Source organism: Streptomyces sp. MMBL 11-1 (assembly GCF_028622875.1).
In the GTDB taxonomy this organism is placed as follows: Bacteria; Actinomycetota; Actinomycetes; order Streptomycetales; family Streptomycetaceae; genus Streptomyces.
The window spans coordinates 1901822-1923960 of the sequence record NZ_CP117709.1 but is presented as its reverse complement, the minus strand read 5'-3'; the positions used below and the strand labels follow the sequence as shown (position 1 = coordinate 1923960).

Below are 22139 nucleotides of genomic sequence, written 5' to 3'. Positions count from 1 at the left end.
CCGGATCGTCCTCGCCCCGGGATCGCGCGTGCGGCCCCACCGGAGGCCGGTGGGGCCGCACGCTACGGGCGCAACCGCCCGCGCCCGGTCACGCGCTGAGCGGGAAGACCTCGCCCAGTTCGCGGAAGACCGCGGTGTTCAGCGCGAAGGCACGCTTGCACTCCTCGACGATGCGCTGCTTCTCCAGGTCGTCCGCGTTCACCGCGTCCAGCAGCTCGCGGTAACCCCGCTTGAACGCGGCCGGGTTGGTGATCTCCTCGAAGACGTAGAAGCGCACGCCGTCGCCCTTGCGCTCGAATCCCCAGGTCTTCTCCGCCTTGTCGCGGATGATCTGACCGCCCGAGAGGTCGCCGAGGTAGCGCGTGTAGTGGTGGGCGATGTAACCGGCGGGCCAGGTGCGCGCGCACTCCGCGACCCGGGCCGCGTAGGCGGCGGTGGCGGGCAGCGGCTCGGCCCCCTCGCGCCAGTCGGCCCCGCGCAGGTGCGCCAGGTCGCGCTCCAGCTCGGTGGAGCGCATCAGCTCCGGCTGTATGAACGGGCCGGCGACCGGGTCGTCGCGCAGGGCCTCCGCGCCTTCCTCCAGCGCCCGGTACACGAACCACAGTTGCTCGGTGTAGCACGTGTAGGCGTCCACTCCCAGCCGCCCGCCGAGCAGGTCACTCATGAAGGTCGAGGTCTCGGCCTCGGTGTGCTGCTCGTGCGACGCGGTGCGGATCAGCGTCGAGAAGGGAGTGACGGTGGCGGTTGCGTCCAAGGCGGGCCTCCGGGGACCGAGGGGACGGGAAGTCCAGAAAGGAACGGACGTATCGGCAGCGACCGCCGCGGCGGTGCGACGGGGCGTACCGATACGCCGATCCTCCTACTTAGGTTTACCTAAGTCAACTGGTTCCCGACTTCCTGTCGGTAAAAGGCTACGCGGAGAGAGGGTGAAGGGTGCTGTTATGTGAGAGTTGGGGTGATTACGGGAGCGTGAGGATCTCCGCCCCGGTCTCCGTGACCACCAGCGTGTGCTCGAACTGGGCGGTCCGCTTGCGGTCCTTCGTCACCACGGTCCAGCCGTCCTCCCACAGGTCGTACTCGTGGGTGCCCAGCGTCAGCATCGGCTCGATGGTGAAGGTCATGCCCGGCTGCATCACCGTGGTGGCGTGCGGGCTGTCGTAGTGCGGGATGATCAGGCCGGAGTGGAACGAGGAGTTGATCCCGTGCCCGGTGAAGTCGCGGACGACCCCGTAGCCGAACCGCTTCGCGTACGACTCGATGACCCGGCCGATCACGTTGATCTGGCGGCCGGGCCTGACCGCCTTGATGGCGCGGTTCAGCGACTCCCGGGTGCGCTCGACCAGCAGCCGCGACTCCTCGTCGACGTCGCCGCAGAGGTAGGTGGCGTTGTTGTCGCCGTGCACGCCGTTGATGTACGCGGTGACGTCCAGGTTCACGATGTCGCCGTCGCGCAGCACGGTGGAGTCGGGGATGCCGTGGCAGATGACCTCGTTGAGCGAGGTGCACAGCGACTTGGGGAAGCCCCGGTAGCCGAGGGTGGAGGGGTACGCGCCGTGATCGACCATGAAGTCGTGGGCGACCCGGTCGAGCTTGTCCGTGGTGACCCCGGGGGCGATGTGCTTGGCGGCCTCCTCCATCGCCTGCGCGGCGATACGGCCCGCGACGCGCATCCGCTCCACGGTGTCGGAGTCCTGGACCTCCGGGCCGGTGTACGGCGTCGGGGCCGGCTTCCCCACGTACTCGGGACGCCGGATGTTTCCGGGTACGGAACGGACGGGAGTGATCTCCCCTGGTACGAGAAGCGACTGGCCAGACATGCCAGCGAGTCTAACCAGCGGCCCCGGGGCACCATGGCGATAAGGAAAGGAGCCGTCGATGGCCCTGTTCAAGAAGCGCACGGCAGGCAAACCGGGCGAATGGTACTACTGCCTGGAGCACAAGAAGGTCGAGGAAGGCCCGGAGTGCCCGGCGCGGAACCGGTTCGGTCCCTACACCTCCCGCGAGGAGGCACAGCACGCGATGGACACGGCACGCGACCGGAACCTGGAGTGGGACACCGACCCCCAATGGCACGACGAGGACAAGGGCAAATCAAGCCCGTCCGGCGATTGAGGACGTCCTTTCCAGCCTCTCCGGCGCTTGAGGAGCGGGGCGCGGGGCGCGGGGCGCGGGGCGGAGCCCCGGGAGCCCGGCACCGGCCGGACGCACGGCTCACTCCTCCCCCCGGGCCTCCCGCCTCCGCACCGCGTCCTCATCCGTCTCCGAGTCGTAGCGCACCAGCTTCGGCAGCGCGGCGGTCAGCAGCACCACCGACGCCACACACGCCACCCCGCCCGTCCAGATCGCCGACCGGGTCCCCGTCCAGCCCGCCATCGCCCCGGCCCGCACCTGGCCCAGCTGCGGGCCGACGCTGTACGAGAGCACCTCGATGCCCGCCAGCCGGCCCCGCAGCTCCTCCGGGATCGTCTGGTTCCAGATGGTCGCGCGCCCCAGCCCGCTGAGCATGTCGCCCGCCCCCGCCACGGCCAGGCAGAGCAGCACCACCCACACGCTGGAGAACCAGCCCGCCGCGGCGATGGCCAGCCCCCATGCCATCGCACCGAACACCACGAACAGCCCGTGTCTGCGCACCCGGCTCGTCCAGCCGCTGGTCAGCCCCAGCGCCAGCGAGCCGACCGAGCCCGCCGCGTACATCAGGCCCAGCGACCACTCCGCGTCCAGATCGTCCGCGAGGAACGGGAAGATCGTGTTCGGGAAGGCGAAGAACATCGCCGCCATGTCGATCGCGTACGTCCCCAGCAGCACCGGCCGGCTCCAGGCGTACCGCGCCCCCTCGACGATCCCGCGCAGCGACGGCCTCTGCGCGTCCCGTGCCGGCGGTGCGGGGGAGAGCCGCAGACAGAGCACGACGGAGGCGGCGAACGTGCACACCGTCACCCCGTACGCCGTGCCGTGGCCGGCGTACGCCACCACCAGACCGGCCAGCGCCGGGCCCGCGATGGCCCCGATCTGCCAGCGCAGCGAGTTCAGCGCGGCCGCCGCCGTCTGCTGCTTGTGCGGCACGATCCGGGCCATCAGGGAGTCCAGCGCGGGCCGCTGGAGCCCGGCGAGCGCGGACACCCCGCCGGCCACCACGTACAGCGGCCACAGCAGCGGCTCCGGGAGCAGGGCGTTCACCAGCAGGATCGCGGCGAGCACCCCGAGCCCCGCCTCGGTCAGCAGGATGACGCGGCGGCGGTCCACCGAGTCCGCGAGCGCCCCGCCGTACAGCCCGAAGACCACCAGCGGCACCAGCTCCACGGCGCCCATCGCCCCGACCGCGAGCGGGGAGCCTGTGAGGTCCTTGATCTGGAGCGGCAGCGCGATGAGCGCCATGAAGCTGCCGAAGTACGTGATCAGGCCCTGGACCCACAGCAGCCGGAAGTCCGCCGAGGAGCGCCACGGCGAGAGGTCCGGCAGCAGGGCGAGGATCCGGGCCGGCAGCGGTGAGGAGGGGGGCGGCGAGGGAGGCGCTGAGGTCACGAAGGGCCATGATCCGTACTGCCGGGCGCTTCGGGCAAGCCGATATTCCGGGCCGCTCGCCGAGCGCTCGCAGCGCCCGCCGCCGAGCTGCTCGCCGGGCCCGGGCGCCGGGCCGCCCGGCGAGCGCCTGCCAGCCGGGCGTCGAGCGCCTGCCGGGCCGGGCGAGCGGGTGCGCCGGCGCCGGCCGACCGCTCCTTCACCCGAACGGAGGGCCGCGCGGTGAGCGGGAGCAGGGCCCTGCGGAGCGGCTTCCCCGGGACTACCTGGCAGTAGGGTCGGGCCCATGACTACACAGGACAGCGGCAGCGCGCCCAAGCCCCCCGCCAAGGACCCCTGGGACCTTCCCGACGTCTCCGGCCTCAGCGTCGGCGTGCTCGGCGGGACCGGCCCGCAGGGGCGCGGCCTCGCCTACCGGCTCGCGCGCGCCGGACAGCGGGTCACCCTCGGCTCCCGGAACGCGGCGCGCGCCGAGCAGGCGGCGGCCGAGCTGGGCTTCGGCGTCGAGGGCGCGGACAACGCGGAGTGCGCCCGGCGCAGCGACATCGTGATCGTCGCCGTGCCGTGGGACGGCCACGCCGAGACGCTTCAGTCCCTGCGCGAGGAACTCGCGGGCAAGCTCGTGATCGACTGCGTCAACCCGCTCGGCTTCGACAAGAAGGGCGCCTACGCCCTCAAGCCGGAGGAGGGCAGCGCCGCCGAACAGGCCGCCGCCCTGCTGCCGGACTCCCGGGTCACCGCCGCCTTCCACCACCTCTCGGCCGTGCTGCTCCAGGACGAGTCCATCGAGGAGATCGACACCGACGTACTGGTCCTGGGGGAGACCCGGGCCGACACGGACCTCGTGCAGGCGCTGGCCGGCCGCATCCCCGGTATGCGGGGCATCTTCGCGGGCCGGCTCCGCAACGCCCACCAGGTCGAGTCACTGGTCGCCAACCTGATCTCGGTCAACCGCCGCTACAAGGCCCACGCCGGGCTGCGCACCACCGATGTCTGAGCTGCACCGATGTCTGAGCTGCACCGATGTCTGAGCTGCACCGACGTCTGAGCTACCACCGAAGTCTGAGCACCACCCACACCTGAGCACACCCACATCGGAGCACCACCCACACCTGGGCACCACCGACGTTCCGACGGGCCCGGTCAGGGCACAACGGGGCATGGGGGACACTGGACGGGCCCGCGACCCGTTCCCGACAGGAGTCGACCCCCATGCCCCGCATCGCTCTCTACGCCCTCGTCGTCTGTGTCCTCGCCGTCGTGGCGGCCGTGGTCTCCTTCGCGCAGGGCAGCCTGCTCGGGATCGTCTGGGTGCTCGTCGCGGGGCTCTCGTCGAACATGACGTGGTTCTACATCCGCAGGCACCGGCTGGCCGTCGCCGCCGACGCGGGCTGAACAGGGCGCCGCGCGGTCAGCCCACCGCGCAGCCCGGGTCCTGCTCGTCGAAGAGACCCCGCCAGAAGCGGTACAGGTCGTAGCCGCAGTACCGCTGGAACTCCTCGACGCCCAGTCCGCGCAGCAGCGCGTGGACCGCGTCGAAGAACGCGATGTTCACCTCGGGGATCCACAGCATCGCGAACACCGCGATCAGTCCGAACGGCGCGATCGGCTCGACCCGGCGGCGGATCCGGTACGAGAGCCAGGGCTCGATCACCCCGTACCCGTCCAGGCCCGGGACCGGCAGGAAGTTCAGGATCGCCGCCGTCACCTGGAGCATCGCCAGGAACGCCAGCGCGTACCGGAAGGCGAGCGGCACCCCGTCGAGCGCGTCCAGCCAGAACGGGGCCGTGCACACCACCGCGAACGCCACGTTCGTCAGCGGGCCCGCCGCCGAGATCAGGCTGTGCTTCCAGCGGCCGTGGATCCGGCCGCGCTCGATGTACACCGCGCCGCCGGGCAGCCCGATCCCGCCCATGATCACGAAGAGCACCGGCAGCACGATGCTGAGCAGCGCGTGCGTGTACTTCAGCGGATTGAGCGTCAGATAGCCCTTCGACCCGACCGAGAGGTCCCCGCTGTGCAGCGCGGTACGGGCGTGCGCGTACTCGTGCAGACAGAGCGAGACGATCCAGGCGCCGGTGACGAACAGGAACACCGCGAAGCCGGTGGCGTCCGCGAAACCCGTCCACACCGCCCAGCCCCCGACCGCGGTGACGGCGGCGATACCGAGGAAGACCGGGCTGACGCTCCGGTCGCCGCGAGTGGCTGCGGTGGTCATCGGCGTTCGGCTCCTGGGGTGAGGGGGCGGGGGAGGGACTGTACGGGGTGGGGCCGGGGAAACGGGAGACGGGGAACGGGAAAGGGGGAAGAAGGGAAGGGGGATGAGGGGGAAGGGGCGAGGGGCGCGGGACCTGGAAGCAGGAAGGGTGATCGTACGGTCCGACAGGGCGGGAACGCCGGTGACCACTCGCGGAGTTCCCCCCGGTCAACGCAGCCCACCCCACCGTCACGGACAATGGGCCCGTGCGCTACTGCATTCTCGGCACCACCCGGGCACTCCGCGACGACGGCACGGCCGTCCCCCTCGGCGGGGCGCGGCTGCGCGCCCTGCTCACTGTGCTCGCGCTGCGTCCCGGCCGGACCGTCCCGGCCGGAGTCCTCGTCGACGAGGTGTGGGTCGGCGACCCGCCCGCCGACGCGGCCGGCGCCCTCCAGGCCCTGGTCGGGAGGGCGCGCCGGGCGCTGGGCCGGGGCGCCGTCGAGTCCGTGGCGGGCGGCTACCGGCTCGCCGCCCCGCCGGACGCCGTGGACCTGCACCGCTTCGAACGCCTCGCGGGGGAGGGGAGCCGGGCCCTGGAGGGCGGCGACGCGCCGCACGCCCTCGTCCTCCTGGGGGAGGCCCTCGCCCTGTGGCACGGGCCCGCCCTCGCCGATCTGCCCGACCGCGCGGCGACGGCGTCCCGCTGGGAGGCCCGCAGGCTCGACGCGCGGTGCACCCGGCTCGGCGCCCTCCTCGCCCTTGGGAGAGCGGGCGAGGCACTCCCGGAGCTGGCCGTGCTCTGCGACGCCCACCCGCTCGACGAACCGCTCCAGGTCCTGCGCATCACGGCCCTGCGGGACGCCGGACGCCCCGCCGAGGCGCTCGCCGCGTACGAGGAGGTCCGGACCCTGCTCGACGACCGCCTCGGCACCGCCCCGGGCCCGGCCCTGCGCGCCCTGCACACCGAACTGCTCCACCAGGAACCCGCCGCGCCGCCCGTGCCGGGGTTCGCGCTCCGCCCCGCCCCGGGCGCCCAGCCCGCCGTGGGCGCGGCCCTTTCCCAGGCGACGCCGACCGCGCCCCCGATACCGCCCGGGAACCTCCGGGCCCGGCTCACCAGCTTCGTCGGCCGCGACAACGACATCGCAGCGCTCCGCGACGACCTCGCCCGGAGCCGGCTCGTCACCCTGCTCGGCCCCGGCGGCGCGGGCAAGACCCGGCTCTCCCAGGAGACCGCGGAGGCCGCCGCCGAGAGCTGGCCCGACGGCGTCTGGCTCGCCGAACTGGCACCGGTCGACGACCCGGACAGCGTGCCCGAAGCCGTCCTGTCCGCGCTCGGCGCCCGCGAGGCCGTGCTGCGCGGGGCGGGGGCCGAGGAGCTGCGGGCCACCGACCGCACCGCCGCCGACCCCCTCGTACGCCTCACCGAGCACTGCGCCCCGCGCCGGATGCTGCTCCTCCTGGACAACTGCGAGCACGTCATCGGGGCGGCCGCCGCCCTCGCCGACCGGCTGCTGACCCACTGCCCGCAGCTCACCGTCCTCGCCACCAGCCGCGAACCCCTCGGTGTGCCGGGCGAGTTCGTCCGCCCCGTCGACCCGTTGCCGGACCCGATGGCGCTGCGCCTGCTCGCCGAGCGCGGGGCGGCGGCCCGCCCCGGCTTCCGCACCGACGCGGACGGGGCGACCGCTGCCGCCTGCGCCGAGATCTGCCGCCGTCTGGACGGGCTGCCGCTCGCCATCGAACTGGCCGCCGCCCGGCTGCGGATGCTCACCCCGCGCCAGATCGCCGACCGGCTCGACGACCGCTTCCGCCTCCTCACCAACGGCAGCCGGACCGTCCTGCCCCGCCAGCAGACCCTGCGCGCCGTCGTCGACTGGTCCTGGGACCTGCTCGACGCCGCCGAACGCGCCGTGCTGCGCCGCCTCTCCGTCTTCGCCGGAGGCTGCTCCCTCGCCGCCGCCGAGGAGGTCTGCGCCCTGCCCGCACCGGCCGACGGCGTCGCCGTCGACTCCCCGGACGTCGCCGCCCTGCTCGGGTCCCTGGTCGACAAGTCCCTCGTCGTCGCCGCGCCCGGCGACGACGAGATGCGCTACCGGCTGCTGGAGACCGTCGGCGAGTACGCCGCCGACCGTCTGGACGAGGCGGGCGAGCGGGACGCCGTCGAGCGGCGCCACCTGGTCCACTACCGGGAACTGGCCCGTATCACGGGGCCCCGGGTGCGTGGCGCCGGACAGCGGGACGCCAACGCGGTCTTCCAGCGCGAATACGAGAACCTGCGCACCGCGCTCCGCCACGCCGTCGCCGTCGGGGACGAGCACGAAGCGCTGTGCATGGTGCTGTCGATGTCCTGGTACTGGATGCTGCGCGATCTGCGCGCGGACGCCCGCCAGTGGGCCGCCGCCGCCTCCTCGCTCGGCCCCGACCCCTTCGCCGCGCCCGGGGTCCGGGCCCCCTCGCTCCTGGAACGGGCCACCGACCGGCCGCCGCCCATGAACGACGAACAGCTCGCCGAGGCGCGGCGCGGGGCGTCGCTGATCCAACTGGCCAGCGTTGACCTCATGTTCAGCGAGTGGTCGACCTCCGAAGGCAAGGAGCGCCTGAAGATCATCGCCGACACCTACCGCCCCGGCATGCCGCAGACCTGCCGCATGCCCGGATCGCTGTGGATGTACGCGATCCTGCTCAGCGGCGACATGGACCGGCTGTACGAACTGCTGGACGAGACGGTCCGGGCCTCCCGGACGTTCGGCTACGAATGGGAGCTCGGCTCCGCACTCCACACCCGCGCCAACTTCCTGTCGAACACCCCCGAGCGGGTGGCCGAGGCGCGCGCCGACGCCGACGAGAGCCTGGAGATCTACACCCGGCTCGGCGACGACTGGGGCGCCGCCGAAGCGCTCTCGTCGCGGGGCGAGGCGAACGAGAGGGCGGGTGAGTTCACGGCGGCCCTGAACGACTACGGGGCGGCTGTGGACTACGCGCAGAGGATCGGCGCCCAGAGCCAGGTGGCCCTGTTGCGTGCCCGGTACGCCGGGGCCCTCATCGAGATCGACCGTCTCCCGGAGGCCGAGGCCATCCTGCGCGACGTCACCGAGAACGGGCGGCAGTCGGGCCACGAGGCGACGCCGATGGCCCGGATGCACCTGGGGTTCGTGCTCGGGCTCCAGGGGCGCGTGGACGAGGCCCGCAGCCAGACGCAGCTCGTCCGGGAGGACTTCAAGGGGCGCGACGCCGCCATCTTCGGCGGCTTCGTCCACGGGGTTCTGGCCTGGCTGGACAACCTCGACGGCGCGTACGCCTCCGCCCTGGAGAACGCGCTGACCGCGCTGACCAGCTCCCGGGACCCCCTGTCGATGGCGGTGGCCCCGCAGATGCCGTCGGCCCACCTGACGGCCATCGCCCACGCACTCGCCGGATTCGGCGGCCCCGGAGCGGCGAAGGACGCGGCCCGGCTGCTGGCGTGCCAGGCGACTCTCCTGCCGAAGGGGCATGTGCCGAGCATGATGGAGCGTCGCAACCTGGCCCACGCCGAGCGGGCCGTCCGCGTGTGGATCGACGACGCGGCGTACACGGCGGCGTACGCGGAGGGCGGTGGCCTCACACTCCATGAGGCCACCGCCCTGGCGGAGACGTACCGGCGCAGCCCTCCGTCGTAACGCTTCCGCGCTCAGGCGTTCCCGCTCGGGCCGCCCGCGCTCAGGCGTTCCGCGCGCAAGCCCTCCCGCTGAGGCATTCCTGCTCAGGGCGCTCGCTCAGGCCTTCTTGCGGAACTTGGACACCGCCAGCGGAGCCATCACCAGCGTGATGCCCGCCGCCCAGGCGAGCGTCACCCAGACGGAGTTCGCGACCGGGCCGCCCATCATCAGGCCCCGCGCCGCGTCCGCCAGATTGGACAGCGGGTTGTAGTCGGTGAACGCCTGGAGCCAGCCCGGCATGGTCGCGGGCGGCGCGAAGATGGAGGACCCGAACTGCAGGGGCATCAGCACCAGCATGCCCATGCCCTGGACCGCCTGGGCCGTCTTCATGGCCAGCCCGAGCACGATGAAGATCCACATGATGGCGGCGCCGAACACCGCCGACAGGGCGACCGCCGCCAGCAGCCCGACCACGGACGTGCCCACGGTCATGCCGAGGGCGAAGCCCATCCCGAGGAGGATGGTGATGGCGACCATCATCCGGCCCAGCTCGACCACGATCTTGGCGATCAGCACCGAGGAGCGGGCTATCGGCATCGTCCGGAACCGGTCCATGACGCCCTTGCGGAAGTCGTCGTTGACCCCGGTTCCGACGGCCATCGCGATGTTCATGCCCATCATCGCCATCAGCCCGGGAATCAGGTAGTTCAGGTAGTCCTGCCGGTTCCCGCCGAGGCTGCCGCCGACCGAGCCGCCGAAGACGTACACGAACAGCAGCGTGAAGATGACCGGCATGAGAAGGACGTCGAACATCGACTCGGGGTCCTTCTTGATCTGGAGCAGATTGCGCCGCGCCAGCGCCCCGATGTGTCGCAGGTTGGCCCGCAGACCGATCCGGCCCTCGTCGGCCACCGCCGGCTTCGACGGCGTGGTGTCCGCGGCCCCGGCGGGGGCGGGGGTCAGTGTCGTGGTGCTCATGCGGCGACCTCCTGGGGAGCCTGGTCGGAGAGGGGCGTGGCCTTGTCGCCGGTGATCGCGAGGAACACCTCGTCGAGGCTGGGCAGAGCGGTGGAGACATGGGCGAGGGAGAAGCCCCTGACGCCCAGCAGCCCGATGACGGCGGTCAGCTGCTCGTCGCTGAGGATCGGTACGTACAGCAGGCCCTCGTCCGGCACCGCCTGCGCGCCGGCGACGCCGTCGAGGCCCGCCTCCCGGACCGCCCGCGCCATCGCGGCCAGCTCCGCCGGGTCCGAGGGCCGGATCTGGAGAGTGCGTCCGCCGACCTTCGCCTTCAGCTCGTCGACCCCGCCCCGGGCGATGATCTTCCCGCGGTCGATCACGGTCAGCTCCTTGGCGAGCTGCTCCGCCTCCTCCATGTACTGGGTGGTCAGCAGGACGGTCGCGCCCTCGGCGACCATCCGCTGAACCTCCTCCCAGACCTCGTTACGGGTACGGGGGTCGAGACCCGTCGTCGGCTCGTCCAGGTAGAGGACGGAGGGGCTGCCGATCATGGAGGCGGCCAGGTCGAGCCGGCGGCGCATTCCGCCGGAGTACTCCATGCAGGCCCGCTTGGCGGCCTCGGTGAGCGAGAACCGCTCCAGCAGCTCGTCGGCGCGGGCCCGGGCCCGCTTGCGGGGCAGATCGAGCAGCCGCCCGATCATGTAGAGGTTCTCCCAGCCGGAGAGCTTCTCGTCGACCGAGGCGTACTGCCCGGTGAGGCCGATGGTGCGGCGCAGCTGCCGGGGCTGCCTCACCACGTCGAAGCCCGCGACGACCGCGTGGCCGGAGTCGGGGGTGATCAGGGTGGACAGGCAGCGTACGAGAGTGGTCTTGCCCGCGCCGTTGGGGCCGAGCACACCGAGGACGGTGCCTTCGCGGACGTCGAGGTCCACGCCGTCCAGTGCTTTGGTCTCGCCGTAGTGCTTGACCAGCCCCCGCACCTCGACCGCGTTCCGGCCGCTGCTGGGGTTCTTGTCGATTCGTTCCATGGCCACCAGCAAACCAGCACCCACCGACAGACCGCCGACAGATCACTGGCAGGCCGCCGACACGGCCCGGAACCGGACGCCGGACGGGCGACAGCCCGCCGATGGGGGATGTCGGCGGGCTGTCGGTGGTGCGGGAAATGGCTGGTGGGCGCGGGACGAAGACGCGTCGGACGGCGCGTCGAACGGCCCGTGGGGCGGTGCGCGCGTCAGTGGAAGGTGTGCTCCGGCGCCGGGAACGTGCCGCCGACGACCTCGTCCGCGAACTCCTTCGCCGCGTCGCCGAGCACCTGACGCAGGTTCGCGTACTGCTTGGTGAAGCGCGGCACCTTGCCACCGGTCAGCCCGACCATGTCCGTGTAGACGAGCACCTGGGCGTCGGTCGCGGAACCGGCGCCGATGCCGACGGTCGGGATGTGCAGCGTACGGGTGACCTCGGCGGCCAGCTCGGCGGGCACCAGCTCCAGCACGACGGCGAACGCGCCCGCGTCCTGCACGGCCTTGGCGTCGCGCAGCAGCTGCTGGGCGGCCTCCTCGCCGCGCCCCTGGACCCGGTAGCCCATCGCGTTGACGGACTGCGGGGTCAGGCCGATGTGGCCCATGACCGGGATGCCGGCCTCGACCAGCAGCCGGATCTGCTCGTGGGACCGCTCGCCGCCCTCCAGCTTGACCGCGCCGACGCCCGACTCCTTGACCAGCCGGGTGGCGTTGCGCAAGGCCTGGACGGGGCCCTCCTGGTACGAGCCGAAGGGCAGGTCGGCGACGACGAGGGCGCGCTTGGTGCCCCGGACGACGGCGGCGGACAGCATGGCGATCTCGTCCATCGTCACCGGCACGGTGGTCTCGTAGCCGAGGTGGCAGTTGCCCATGGAGTCCCCGACGAGCATGACCGGGATGCCGGCCTCGTCGAAGACGGACGCGGTCATCGCGTCGTAGGCGGTGAGCATCGGCCACTTCTCGCCGCGCTCCGTGGCGGCGGCGATGTCGTGGACAGTGATGCGGCGGGTCGACTTCCCTCCGTACAGCGCTTTGCCGCTGTCGGCGGACGCGCCTGCCGGGGAAGACGCGCCTGCGGGGGAGGCGGAGGCCTCCTTGGGGGAGGACGGATTCTGTGCAGCCTGAAGCGACATGGCCGGTGGCTCCTTCGTCATCTCGAGGCGCCCTGACGGCGTCCCCGGATCCCTTCCATGGTGGCATCCCGCCCCGCCGCTCGGGAAGTGGGCCCGCACGCCTGTTCGCACGCCTGTCCGTACGGCTGTCCGCGCGGTGCACCTCCCCTGCGCGCCGCTCCCCAAGAACCCCAAGAACCCCAAGAACCCCAAGAACACCGAGAACCCCAAGAACACCGAGAACGCCGTGGACCGCGTGATCGCCGCTCCGCCGGGAGGGCTCGCCCCCGTACGAGTGTGATCGTTCTGTCACAAGGCCCCCGGGCCGGACCCGCACCGGAACCCGTCCTCCCGCCTCCGGCGTCCTGGTTCGCGTACGGGCACTCCGTACGGTCGTGGGACGTCGGGCGGGTCTGTGGGCCGACGGGCGGAAAGGCGCCACTCATCGCCTAGGGTCGAGTCGCCTAGGGTCGAGGGCGCGGCGATGTGCAGGGCAAGGCAGTGAGGACAGCGCGATGGTGCAGGCGTACGGAGCGGACACGGACAACGGCAGCGCGGAGCAGCCGGAGGTCGGCGGATCCCGCTTCCGGGGCCTGTGGGCCAGGCTGAAATCCGACCGGGGCATCTGGCGGCGCGGAATCGTGCTGGCCCTCTGCTCGGTGCTGCTGACCCTGCTGATGGTCGTCCACGCGCAGATCCCCAACCGGCTCGGCAACCTCGGCAGCCTCATCGAGACGTTCCTGCCGTGGGCCGCGCTGTTCATCCCGGTGCTGCTGGTCCTGGGCCTGGTGCGGCGCTCCGCGACCGCCCTGGTCGCGCTGCTGCTGCCTGTCGTGGTCTGGCTCAACGTCTTCGGGGGCCTGCTCACCGACAAGTCCGGCGGCGGCGGCGACCTCACCGTCGCCACCCACAACGTCAACGCGGGCAACCCCGACCCCGACGGCACCGCCCAGCAGGTCGCCGGTTCCGGGGCGGACGTCGTGGCCCTCCAGGAACTCCCGGGCAGGCAGGTCTCCACGTACGAGAAGTCGCTGGCCGACCGCTACCCGTACCACTCCGTCCAGGGCACCGTGGGGCTGTGGAGCAAGTACCCGCTGGCCGACACCAAGCCCGTCGACATCAAGATGGGCTGGACCCGCGCGATGCGCTCGACGGTCAGGACCCCGCAGGGCGAGGTCGCGGTGTACGTGGCCCACCTGCCGTCCGTCCGCGTGAAGCTGCACGCCGGGTTCACCGCCAACCAGCGCGACAACAGCGCCGACGCGCTCGGCGAGGCCATCGCCGACGAACGGGTGGAGCGCGTCGTCCTGCTCGGCGACCTGAACGGCACGATGAACGACCGCTCGCTGAACGCGGTCACCGCGCAGATGCGCTCCACCCAGGGCGCGGCGGGCGACGGCTTCGGCTTCAGCTGGCCCGCCTCGTTCCCGATGGCCCGGATCGACCAGATCATGGTCAAGGGTGTCGAGCCCTTGGCCTCCTGGACCCTCGCGGCGACCGACAGCGACCACCTCCCGATCGCGGCCCGCGTGGAGCTGTGACGTATGCGACAGGCCTGGCAGGCTCAACAGGCCCCGCAGCCCCGGTAGGCCCGGCAGGTCCCGCAGGCCCGGCGCAACGAGCCGTTCACCTGCCGGTAGGCGGCCCGGCATAAACCTCTGCGAGAATTTGTTCCGGTAACTTACATATGGCGTGAGCCGTTGTCCGGCACGGCACCCGGCGTGCCCCGGCAACGGCTTCCCGCTGTTCCCCCGCCGCGCGTCCCGCAGGCCCCCGCCCTCCCTGAAAGGCCCCTTCCCCATGCCCCTGGCTCTCCTCGCCCTGGCCGTGAGCGCCTTCGGCATAGGCACGACGGAGTTCGTCATGATGGGGCTGCTCCCCAATGTGGCGGACGACCTGGGCACGTCCGTGCCCACCGCCGGATACCTCGTGTCGGCGTACGCGATCGGCGTCGTCCTGGGCGCGCCCCTGCTCACCGGGCTCGGCTCGCGGGTCCCGCGCAAGCGGATGCTCCTGCTCCTGATGGCGCTGTTCACCGTCGGCAACCTCGCATCCGCGCTCGCCCCGGACTTCGGCTGGCTCATCGCGGGCCGCTTCCTCGCAGGCCTCCCGCACGGCGCGTTCTTCGGCGTCGGCGCGGTCGTCGCCGCCCGGCTGGTCTCCGAGGGCCGCCAGGCGCGGGCCGTCGCGACGATGTTCCTCGGCCTGACCGTCGCCAACATCGTCGGCGTCCCCGCCGCCACGCTGCTCGGCCAGCACCTCGGCTGGAGGGCCACCTTCCTCGTGGTCGCGGCGATCGGCCTCGCGGCCATGGCGGCCCTCACACGTCTGGTGCCCCACATCCCCGTCGAGGCGCACCAGGACGTCCGCCGCGAGCTGCGGGCCCTCGGCAACCGTCAGGTGATCCTCGGCCTGCTCACCGCCGTCTTCGGCTTCGCCGGGGTCTTCGCGGTGTACTCGTACCTCTCGGCCATGACCACGAAGGCGATGGGCTTCGGCGAATCCTCCGTCACCCTGGTCCTGGCCCTCTTCGGCATCGGGATGACCCTGGGCGCCCTCGCCGCGGGCCCCCTCACGGACCGGGCGCTGCGCCCGACCCTGTACGGATCGCTCGGCGCGCTCGCGGTGATCCTGGTGGTGTTCCCGTTCACGGTGCACGTCCCGTGGGCGGCCCTGGTGATGGTGGTGCTGCTGGGCGGAGTCGGCTTCATGACCACGACCCCGCTCCAGATGCTCGTGATGAACAAGGCGAAGGACGCCCCGACGCTGGCTTCCGCCTCCAACCACTCCGCGTTCAACCTGGCCAACGCGGGCGGCGCCTGGCTGGGCGGCGTGGCGATCGCGGCGGGCTGGGGCTGGACGTCCCCGGCCCTGGTCGGCGCGGTGCTGGCCGTGATCGGCCTGGCGGTGGCGGCGACAGCGGGCTACCTGGACCGGGACCCCTCCCCGGCATCCCGCGTGGTGGCAGGCGGCCCCCGCACCTCGCCCCGCGAACCGGCGACAACAAGCCCGTCCGGCGATTGAGGACGGAACCCTGGGCAGGGCGTGCCCGCACCTTCGTCGGTGCTGGGCCGGTTCAGCCCGTCCGGCGTTCGAGGACGGAGGCGGCCACCGGACGCCCCCGGTGACCGCCCGCCCACCCCACCCGGCTACGACGACTCGCGCCACCGGTTCGTGATCGGCAGCCGCCGGTCCTTCCCGAACCCCTTGGGCGAGATCTTCGTCCCCGGCGGGTACTGCCGCCGCTTGTACTCGGCCGCGTCCACCATCCGCAGCGTCTTCGCCACCAGCTCCGCGTCGAACCCGGCCGCCACGATGGCGTCAAGCCCCTGGTCCCGGTCGACGTACATCTCCAGGATCGCGTCCAGGACGTCGTAGTCCGGCAGCGAGTCCGTGTCGACCTGCCCCGGCCGCAGCTCCGCGCTCGGCGGCTTGGTGATCGAGGCCTCCGGGATCGGCGGGGTCTGCCCCCGCTCCTCGGCGGCACGGTTCCGCCACTTCGCCAGCCGGAAGACCGACGACTTGTACACGTCCTTGATCGGACCGTACGCGCCGACCGCGTCCCCGTACAGCGTGGAGTAACCGACCGCCAGCTCGGACTTGTTGCCCGGCGCCAGCACGATCTGCCCCTCCTGGTTGGACAGGGCCATCAGCATCGTGCCGCGCAGCCGCGCCTGGAGGTTCTCCTCGGCGAGGCCGGTGAGCTGGAGCGACCCCATGTAGGCGTCGAACATCGGCTCGATCGGTACGGTGCGGAAGTTCAGCCCGGTCCGCCGCGCCAGCTCGGCCGCGTCGCCCTTGGAGTGGTCCGAGGAGTACTTCGACGGCATCGAGACGCCGTACACGTGCTCGGCGCCGAGCGCGTCGCAGGCGATGGCCGCGCAGATCGCGGAGTCGATACCGCCGGAGAGCCCGATCAGCACGCTGCTGAAACCGTTCTTCGCGGCGTACGCGCGCAGCCCGACCACCAGCGCGGAGTAGATCTCCTCCTCGTCGCCCAGCCGCTCCGCGTACCCGCCCGCCAGCTCCGGCTCGTACGCGTCCACGGGCCGGTCGGACAGCACCACGTGGTCGATGCGCAGTCCGTCGTCGACCACGCCGGAGGGCGCCACGGCCTCGGCGGCGGGCAGCTCCAGATCGAGGATGACGCTGCCCTCGGAGAACTGCGGGGCGCGGGCGATGACCTCGCCCTCCTTGTCGACGACGATCGAGTCGCCGTCGAAGACCAGCTCGTCCTGGCCGCCGATCATCGCCAGATAAGCCGTCGTGCAGCCGGCCTCCTGGGCCCGCTTGCGGACCAGCTCCAGCCGGGTGTCGTCCTTGTCCCGCTCGTACGGCGAGGCGTTGATCGACAGCAGCAGCCCGGCGCCGGCGGACCGGGCGGCCGGGACGCGCCCGCCGTCCTGCCACAGGTCCTCGCAGATCGCGAGGGCCACGTCGATGCCGTGGATCCGGACGACGGGCATCGAGTCGCCCGGTACGAAGTACCGGAACTCGTCGAACACCCCGTAGTTCGGCAGGTGGTGCTTGGCGAAGTTGAGCGCGATCCCGCCGCGGTGCAGCACGGCGGCGGCGTTGCGCGGGGAACCGGCCGGCTGCCCGTAGCGCGCCGCGGCGTGCTCGGAGCGGTCCAGATAGCCGACGACGACCGGCAGTTCGCCGAAGCCCTCCGCGTCGAGCCGGGCGGCCAGCGCGCGCAGCGCCTGACGCGAGGCCTCGACGAAGGACGACCGCAGGGCCAGGTCCTCGACGGGGTATCCGGTCAGCACCATCTCGGGGAACGCCACCAGGTGGGCGCCCTGCTCGGCGGCGTGCCGGGTCCAGTGGACGATCGCCTCCGCGTTGCCGGCGAGGTCGCCGACGGTGGAGTCGATCTGATTCAGTGCGAGGCGTAGTTGAGGCACGGAGCCCAGTGTAATCGTCTTTCTGACGCGATGTCCCGGCGGGCCGGGCAAAATCTGCTCCGGCCCGCCGAAACCGCAGGTCGATGGGGTGTCAGCCCCGACCCGCCGAGGATCGCGGGGTCAGCTCCGGTAGCCGAGGACCGTCATCATCCCCGCCTCCGCGTGGTAGACGTTGTGGCAGTGCACCATCCACAGGCCCGGGTTGTCGGCGTCGAACTCCACGGTCAGCGACCGGTGCGGCAGCACGATCGCGGTGTCCTTACGGGCCCCGGCGGCGTTCCCGCCGAGCGCGAAGGTGTGGCCGTGCAGATGGAGGGGGTGCCACATGGCCGTCGCGTTGTCGAAGACGACCCGCACCCGCTCGCCCGCCTCCACCGGCCGCCGCTGCTTCGCGCTGTACGGCTGCCCGTCGAAGGCCCAGTCGTACTTCGCCATCCCGCCGGTGAGCCGGATCCGGATCGTCCGGTCGGGCGCGCGGGCGGACAGTGCCACCGACGGGTCCGGCACCAGCCGCCCCGCCTCCACCAGCTTCCCGTCCAGCTCCTTGGGCCGTACGGAGGCGGCGGGCGTGGCCCCGCTCCCGGTCCGCAGCACGGCCAGCGCGGACTTTTTCTTCCCCTCGGCCAGCGCGGTCAGCGGGAAGACCCCGTCGCCGGCGGTGACGAGGACGTCGTACCTCTCGCCCATCCCCAGCAGCAGCGCGTCACCCGTGGTGTGCCGCACCGGGAACCCGTCGGTGTGCGTCACGGTCATCCGGTGCCCGCCGAGCGCGACCCGGAAGGCGGTGTCGCCGCCGGCGTTGATGATCCGCAGCCGGATACGGTCGCCGGGCCGCGCGGAGAAGGAGGACGGGTCCTGCGGCACCCGCCCGTTGACCAGGTAGTGCGGGTAGGCCACATCGCCGGCGTCCCCGCCGAGCAGCTCGCTGGTGGCCCCCATCATCATCCGCGAGGGCCCGTCACCCCCCGAGTCCTTGCCTCCCGACTCCTTGCCTCCCGTGCCCTTGCCCCCCGAGTCCTTGCCGTCCTTGCCGCCCGTGTCCTCTTCGCCCGACATGGTGTGCGCGCCGTGGTCCATCCCGCCGCCCATGTCCCCGGACAGCTCCTTGAGGACGGCGTCCGGAGTGGACCCCTCCACCCCGTCGACCCAGTCGTCGAGGACGACGACCCACTCCTTGTCGTACGCCAACGGCTCCTTCGGGTCCTCGACGATCAGCGGCGCGTACAGCCCCCGGTCCTGCTGGACACCGGAGTGCGGGTGGAACCAGTACGTCCCCGGGTGCGGCACGGCGAACCGGTACGCGAAGTCGGCTCCCGGTGCGATGTCCCGCTGGGTCAGCCCCGGGACCCCGTCCATGTCGTTGCGCAGGGCGAGGCCGTGCCAGTGCAGCGAGGTGGGCTCCGGCAGATGGTTGGCGAGGGTGAGGGCGAGCGTGTCGCCCGCCGTCACCCGCACCTCGCGTCCGGGCAGCCGGTCCCCGTACGCCCAGGAGGCGACGGTCCGCCCGCCGCCGAGGTCGAGCCGGGCACGGGTGGCGGTGAGGGAGACCTTGCGCACGGGGCCGGAGCCGCGCGCCGCCTCGGCCGCCTCGACTTCCTTGCCGTCGGGCGAGACGTACGTGCCGGAGTCCTGCGCTCCGCCGGGGGAGTGGCCCCCGCTGTGGTTGCCGCCCCCGTCGGAACAGGCGGCGAGGGCTCCCGTGCCGGCGACGGCGAGAGCGGCGCCGAGCACGGCGCGTCGAGTGGGTTGCGTGGGCATGCCGAATACACCTCTGAAGAACTGAAGAACTGAAGGGCTGTTGTTGCGTGGAGGGGGCGGAGGTGAGACGCCCACTCCTAAATACGCAGCACCGAAACGCTGGCGAGCACCGATATCCGGGGCGGCGGGATCGGCCGCAGGGCCCGCAGCAGCCCCGCGCCCACCGGCGTACCGAGGGGCCGCCCGTCGGCGCGCAGCCCGAGCAGCCAGAAACCGAGGAGGGCGAGGCCCCAGACGCCGAGGACGGCGAGACAGACGGAGAGCGGATCCATACCGCTCATGGGGGCGCCGGAGCCGGGGGAGCCGTGCGGAGGCGGCTGCTGGGCGTCGGCGACGCCCGGAGCCGGGTCGTGAGCAGGGGCAGGGGCCGGGGCGGGGCCCTGGGCCCGATCCGGGCCGTGAGCCGGGCCGGGTGCCGGGGCCACGTGCTCGGTCAGGGCACGGGGCGACGACGGCGGGCCGCCGTGTTCCTCCGGATGCCCGACCGTGTGCATGGTGACGATGCCGAACAGCAGAGCGGCGAACAGCATCAGCTGCCCGTACGTCCTGCTCCTGCTCCGCGTCCTGCCCACCATGCGGACCACCCTACCCATGGTGGGTATACGTACCGGGCGGGGGGCGCCCGGCACCCCGCCACCCCGGTGCCGGGGCGGGACGGGGGCGGCGGGGCGCCGGCCACGGTCGTACGGATGGCGGCTCAGCCGCGGGCGTAGACCTTCTCCGCCCAGCCCGCGATCTGCTCCTCGGTGAGGTGCTGCGCGAGGTCGGCCTCGCTGATCATGCCGACGAGCTTCTTGTTCTCGACGACGGGCAGCCGGCGGATGCGATGGGTCTGCATCTCCTCCAGGACCGCGTTCACGTCGGCGTCCGCCTCGATCCAGCGGGGCGTGCCCTGTGCGAGATCGCCCGCCGTGGTCTTCGCCGGGTCGTGCCCCTTGGCCACACAGCCGACGACGATGTCGCGGTCGGTGATGATGCCGACCATCCGGTCGGAGTCACCGTCGGCGGACACCGGAAGCGCGCCCACGTTGTGCTCGCGCATCAGCTGGGCCGCACGGTCGAGCGTCTCGTGAGCGGGGATCCAGCGGGCCCCGCTGTGCATGATGTCTTTGGCGGTCGTCATGGGGGATTTTCCTCCTGCGTGCCGATGGCACTGCCGTACGGCCCCGAGCGCAACCCATCGTCACCGCCCCGCCGGGGCCGCGCGACCGCAATCACCCGTTCGGGTGCGCCGCCGCGAGGACGAAAGCTGACGCACCCGCCGTCCGGGCTCAGGCCGGAAGGCACGGCTCGGGCCCGAAGACATGGCTCGGGCCCGAGCGCGCGGCTCGGGCCCGAAGGCGCGGCTCAGGCCCGAGGCTCGGCACCCCGCTCGGCCAGCATGTCCCGCATCAGCCCCAGCTCGGACTGCTGACCCTCGACCATGCCCCGGGCGAGCCGCCGCTCGGCCGGAACCGCGCACAGGGACGCACAGGCCTCGGCCATGACGACGCCGCCCTTGTGGTGGTCCGTCATCAACTGGAGGAAGAACACCTCGGCCCGCTCACCGTCGAGGCGGTCGAGCCGCGCCAGCTCCGAGCGGCTCGCCATGCCCGCCATGAGCACCCCGTCCGCACCGGAACCCGCCTCGGCGCCGCCCGAACCGTGCTTGTCGTGCTCGCGGTGCCCGCCGTGCCCGTCCCCACCCGTCTCGGGTGCCATCCACGCCATGGGCCGCTCCCCGCCCGGGGCGACCTTCGGCAGCTCCCACAGGTCGAGCCAGCCCAGCAGCATGCCGCGCTGGTTGGCCTGGGTGTTGGCGATGTCGTAGGCGAGACGGCGCACGTCCTCGTCGTCCGTGCGGTCGCGGACGATGAACGACATCTCGACGGCCTGCTGATGGTGGACGGCCATGTCCCGGGCGAACCCGGCGTCGGCGGACGAGGCCCCCGGAACACGGACACGGGCGTCCCCCGCTCCCGCCCCGCCCCCGTCGCCCCGCGCGGAGGCGACGGTGGCCGCCCCCGCGAAGAGCAGGGCGAGGGCCACGGCGCTCCCGGCCGCCCAGCGGACACGCCGGGTCTTCCGCCGCTCCACGAGGGCGGCCTGGGAGACCGTGCCCGGGACCGTCCGCTCCTCGGCGGCCCGCTCACCGGCCGTCACCGCGGCACCGTCGCCAGCCCGCCGGTGCAGGGTGCGCCGGGCTCGGGGGTCTGCGCGCCCTGGACGTACTGGGTGAGGAACTGGTCCACCCGCCTGTCGTCGGCGGAGTCGACGGCGACCTGCTTGCCCCAGGCGCTGAGCATGATCGCGCCCTCCTGAGCCGCGTACGGGCTCATCAGCGTGAACGGGGTCTTCCTGACACGCTCGGCCAGAGCGGCGACATCGGCGTCGGCGGCCTTGCCGTTGTAGGTGACCCAGACCGCGCCGTGCTCCAGGGAGTGCACGGCGTTCACGTCCGGGAGGGCCTTCTCGTATACATCGCCGTCGCAGTTCATCCAGGCCTGGTTGTGGTCACCGCCGACCGGGGGCTTCATCGGATAGTCCACCGAGCCCGCGACGTGCTCGCGGCCGAGCTTCGCCGCGTCCCACGACTTCAGCCCCTCGATGGCCCCGCCCGTGGCGTCGCCGTGGGCGTCGCCGTGCCCGCCCGGGTGCTTGCCGTCCTGGGCCGCCGAGGCGTCGTCGGACTTCTCGTTCGCCTCGGAGTTCTCCAGCAGCAGGTACGAGCCGAAGGCGACGAGACCGGCCACGACGGCAGCGCCCAGCCCTATGGCGACGGCCCGGTTGCGGGTGGCGCGGGCGCGCGTGTCGGGGGCCTGGGGCTGGGGGTGCCGGGGGTCGAAGCTCATGTCGTCGAGTCCTTCTGCGAAGGGGCCGGGAGGAGGGAGGACGGTCCGTGAACCGATGCGCGCGGACGGGCGGAAAGCCGCTTGGGAAGCCGGGCGGAAAGCCGGCCGTCGCCCGGCCGCCGCCCCCGTGCGCCACGGTCGCCGATCGTAGTGGGTGGCCGAGTGCTCTCTCTCACACCGTGTGCGTAATCTGGG

20 protein-coding genes are annotated in these 22139 nt (G+C 72.5%); 7 read left to right on the top strand and 13 right to left on the bottom strand.

The window, feature by feature from the left end; genetic code table 11:
* Positions 1-88: 88 nt before the first annotated feature.
* Together PSQ21_RS08195 and map are read right to left on the bottom strand one after the other, a co-directional pair.
* Complete coding sequence (locus tag PSQ21_RS08195) at positions 89-754, bottom strand: biliverdin-producing heme oxygenase (protein WP_274029758.1); 666 nt, start codon at positions 752-754, stop codon at positions 89-91.
* A gap of 205 nt (positions 755-959) precedes the next feature.
* Positions 960-1817: a type I methionyl aminopeptidase gene (map, locus tag PSQ21_RS08190; RefSeq protein ID WP_097869278.1), complete on the bottom strand. Its 858-nt coding sequence runs from the start codon at positions 1815-1817 to the stop codon at positions 960-962.
* 58 nt (positions 1818-1875) lie between these two features.
* Here map and PSQ21_RS08185 point away from each other — a divergent pair, with 58 nt between their 5' ends.
* On the top strand, positions 1876-2112 hold the full coding sequence (locus PSQ21_RS08185; RefSeq protein WP_274029757.1) for a hypothetical protein: 237 nt from the start codon (positions 1876-1878) through the stop codon (positions 2110-2112).
* A gap of 99 nt (positions 2113-2211) precedes the next feature.
* On the opposite strand, the gene PSQ21_RS08180 is transcribed toward PSQ21_RS08185, so the two are convergent.
* Positions 2212-3522, bottom strand: coding sequence for an MFS transporter (locus PSQ21_RS08180; RefSeq protein ID WP_274029756.1), 1311 nt, complete (start codon positions 3520-3522; stop codon positions 2212-2214).
* 283 nt (positions 3523-3805) lie between these two features.
* Between PSQ21_RS08180 and npdG the strand changes: the two genes are divergently transcribed.
* Together npdG and PSQ21_RS08170 are read left to right on the top strand one after the other, a co-directional pair.
* Positions 3806-4516, top strand: coding sequence for an NADPH-dependent F420 reductase (gene npdG, locus PSQ21_RS08175; protein WP_274029755.1), 711 nt, complete (start codon positions 3806-3808; stop codon positions 4514-4516).
* Positions 4517-4731: 215 nt separating this feature from the next.
* Positions 4732-4914, top strand: coding sequence for a hypothetical protein (locus PSQ21_RS08170; RefSeq protein ID WP_007458712.1), 183 nt, complete (start codon positions 4732-4734; stop codon positions 4912-4914).
* A 16-nt stretch (positions 4915-4930) separates the two neighbouring features.
* Here the strand turns inward: PSQ21_RS08170 and PSQ21_RS08165 are convergent, their stop codons facing one another.
* Positions 4931-5737, bottom strand: coding sequence for a site-2 protease family protein (locus tag PSQ21_RS08165; protein ID WP_274029754.1), 807 nt, complete (start codon positions 5735-5737; stop codon positions 4931-4933).
* 245 nt (positions 5738-5982) lie between these two features.
* On the opposite strand from PSQ21_RS08165, the gene PSQ21_RS08160 reads away from it, so the two are divergent.
* Entirely contained in the window at positions 5983-9378 is a 3396-nt protein-coding gene (locus tag PSQ21_RS08160) for an AfsR/SARP family transcriptional regulator (protein ID WP_274029753.1), read from the top strand.
* Between the two features lie 96 nt (positions 9379-9474).
* Here the strand turns inward: PSQ21_RS08160 and PSQ21_RS08155 are convergent, their stop codons facing one another.
* The 3 genes from PSQ21_RS08155 to panB form a co-directional block, all read right to left on the bottom strand.
* A complete protein-coding gene (locus PSQ21_RS08155) occupies positions 9475-10335 on the bottom strand; it encodes an ABC transporter permease (protein ID WP_274029752.1) in 861 nt (286 codons plus the stop codon).
* Positions 10332-11345, bottom strand: a complete 1014-nt coding sequence (locus tag PSQ21_RS08150; protein ID WP_274029751.1) for an ATP-binding cassette domain-containing protein — start codon at positions 11343-11345, stop codon at positions 10332-10334. Before PSQ21_RS08150 ends, PSQ21_RS08155 begins: the two co-directional genes overlap by 4 nt.
* 206 nt (positions 11346-11551) lie before the next feature.
* Positions 11552-12472, bottom strand: a complete 921-nt coding sequence (gene panB / locus PSQ21_RS08145; RefSeq protein ID WP_274029750.1) for a 3-methyl-2-oxobutanoate hydroxymethyltransferase — start codon at positions 12470-12472, stop codon at positions 11552-11554.
* Between the two features lie 136 nt (positions 12473-12608).
* Between panB and PSQ21_RS08140 the strand changes: the two genes are divergently transcribed.
* From PSQ21_RS08140 to PSQ21_RS08130, 3 genes are all read left to right on the top strand, one after another.
* Positions 12609-12752 carry a hypothetical protein gene (locus tag PSQ21_RS08140; RefSeq protein WP_274029749.1) on the top strand — a complete coding sequence of 48 codons (144 nt, stop codon included), beginning with the start codon at positions 12609-12611 and terminating at the stop codon, positions 12750-12752.
* A gap of 214 nt (positions 12753-12966) precedes the next feature.
* Positions 12967-13992: an endonuclease/exonuclease/phosphatase family protein gene (locus PSQ21_RS08135; RefSeq protein WP_274029748.1), complete on the top strand. Its 1026-nt coding sequence runs from the start codon at positions 12967-12969 to the stop codon at positions 13990-13992.
* 259 nt (positions 13993-14251) lie between these two features.
* A complete protein-coding gene (locus PSQ21_RS08130) occupies positions 14252-15475 on the top strand; it encodes an MFS transporter (RefSeq protein ID WP_274029747.1) in 1224 nt (407 codons plus the stop codon).
* 125 nt (positions 15476-15600) lie between these two features.
* Here PSQ21_RS08130 and PSQ21_RS08125 read toward each other — a convergent pair whose 3' ends face one another.
* The 6 genes from PSQ21_RS08125 to PSQ21_RS08100 form a co-directional block, all read right to left on the bottom strand.
* The gene (locus PSQ21_RS08125) at positions 15601-17355 is read right to left on the bottom strand and encodes an NAD+ synthase (protein WP_274029746.1); all 1755 of its coding nucleotides are present in this window, start codon (positions 17353-17355) and stop codon (positions 15601-15603) included.
* Positions 17356-17475: 120 nt separating this feature from the next.
* Entirely contained in the window at positions 17476-19113 is a 1638-nt protein-coding gene (locus PSQ21_RS08120) for a multicopper oxidase family protein (protein WP_274029745.1), read from the bottom strand.
* Between the two features lie 77 nt (positions 19114-19190).
* Positions 19191-19688 carry a hypothetical protein gene (locus PSQ21_RS08115; RefSeq protein WP_274029744.1) on the bottom strand — a complete coding sequence of 166 codons (498 nt, stop codon included), beginning with the start codon at positions 19686-19688 and terminating at the stop codon, positions 19191-19193.
* A gap of 122 nt (positions 19689-19810) precedes the next feature.
* Entirely contained in the window at positions 19811-20236 is a 426-nt protein-coding gene (locus tag PSQ21_RS08110) for a CBS domain-containing protein (RefSeq protein ID WP_274029743.1), read from the bottom strand.
* A gap of 224 nt (positions 20237-20460) precedes the next feature.
* Entirely contained in the window at positions 20461-21189 is a 729-nt protein-coding gene (locus PSQ21_RS08105; protein WP_274035674.1) for a DUF305 domain-containing protein, read from the bottom strand.
* Positions 21190-21251: 62 nt separating this feature from the next.
* Positions 21252-21944, bottom strand: coding sequence for a DUF3105 domain-containing protein (locus PSQ21_RS08100; RefSeq protein WP_274029742.1), 693 nt, complete (start codon positions 21942-21944; stop codon positions 21252-21254).
* Positions 21945-22139 lie beyond the last annotated feature (195 nt).